The sequence below is a fragment of the Spirillospora sp. NPDC048824 genome, assembly GCF_043198455.1.
Classification (GTDB): domain Bacteria; phylum Actinomycetota; class Actinomycetes; order Streptosporangiales; family Streptosporangiaceae; genus Spirillospora.
Window position 1 is genome coordinate 1 of the sequence record NZ_JBICUS010000067.1, and the last position, 1,339, is coordinate 1,339.

At 64.6% G+C, this 1,339-nt stretch carries 1 protein-coding gene; it reads left to right on the forward strand.

The annotated features are described in order from the left end of the window. Positions 1-1,339, forward strand: a 1,339-nt coding sequence (treS, locus tag ACGFIS_RS37535; RefSeq protein ID WP_392974027.1) for a maltose alpha-D-glucosyltransferase, incomplete at both ends; no start/stop codon positions are given.

Consider the following 1,339-nt stretch of genomic DNA (forward strand, 5'->3'; position numbering starts at 1 on the left):
ACTCGACCACCTGCAATGGCTCGGCGTGGACTGCCTGTGGCTCCTGCCCATCTACCAGTCACCCCTGCGCGACGGCGGCTACGACATCGCCGAATACACCCGCATCCTCCCCGACTTCGGCGAACTCGGCGACTTCGTCGAACTCATCGAACAAGCCCACGCCCGCGGCATCCGCGTCATCGCCGACCTGGTCATGAACCACACCTCCGACGCCCACCCCTGGTTCCAATCCTCCCGCACCGACCCCGACGGCCCCTTCGGCGACTTCTACGTATGGGCCGACGACGACACCGGCTACCCCGACGCCCGCATCATCTTCATCGACACCGAATCCTCCAACTGGACCTACGACCCCACCCGCGGCCAGTACTACTGGCACCGCTTCTTCTCCCACCAACCCGACCTCAACTACGACAACCCCCACGTCCAAGACGCCATGCTCGAAAACCTGCGCTTCTGGCTCGACCTGGGCATCGACGGGTTCCGCCTCGACGCCGTCCCCTACCTGTACGCCCGCGAAGGCACCAACTGCGAAAACCTCCCCGAAACCCACACCTACCTCAAACGCGTCCGCGCCGAAGTCGACCGCCTCTACCCCGACCGCGTCCTGCTCGCCGAAGCCAACCAATGGCCCGCCGACGTCGTCGAATACTTCGGCGACCCCGCCGCCGGCGGCGACGAATGCCACATGGCCTTCCACTTCCCCGTCATGCCCCGCATCTTCATGGCCGTCCGCCGCGAACAGCGCTACCCCATCTCCGAAATCATGGCCCAAACCCCCAAAATCCCCGAATCCTGCCAATGGGGCATCTTCCTCCGCAACCACGACGAACTCACCCTGGAGATGGTCACCGACGAAGAACGCGACTACATGTACACCGAATACGCCAAAGACCCCCGCATGAAAGCCAACATCGGCATCCGCCGCCGCCTCGCACCCCTCCTGGACAACGACCGCAACCAACTCGAACTCTTCACCGCCCTCCTCCTCTCCCTCCCCGGCTCCCCCGTCCTGTACTACGGCGACGAAATCGGCATGGGCGACAACATCTGGCTCGGCGACCGCGACGCCGTCCGCACCCCCATGCAATGGACCCCCGACCGCAACGCCGGCTTCTCCAAATGCGACCCCGCCCGCCTCTACCTCCCCGTCATCATGGACCCCATCTACGGCTACCAAGCCGTCAACGTCGAAGCACAGGCCAACAACCCCGGATCACTCCTGCACTGGACCCGCAAAATGATCGAGATCCGCCAACGCCACCCCGTCTTCGGCGTCGGCTCCTACGTCGAACTCTCCGCCTCCAACCCCTCCGTCCTCGCCTTCACCCGCGAGATC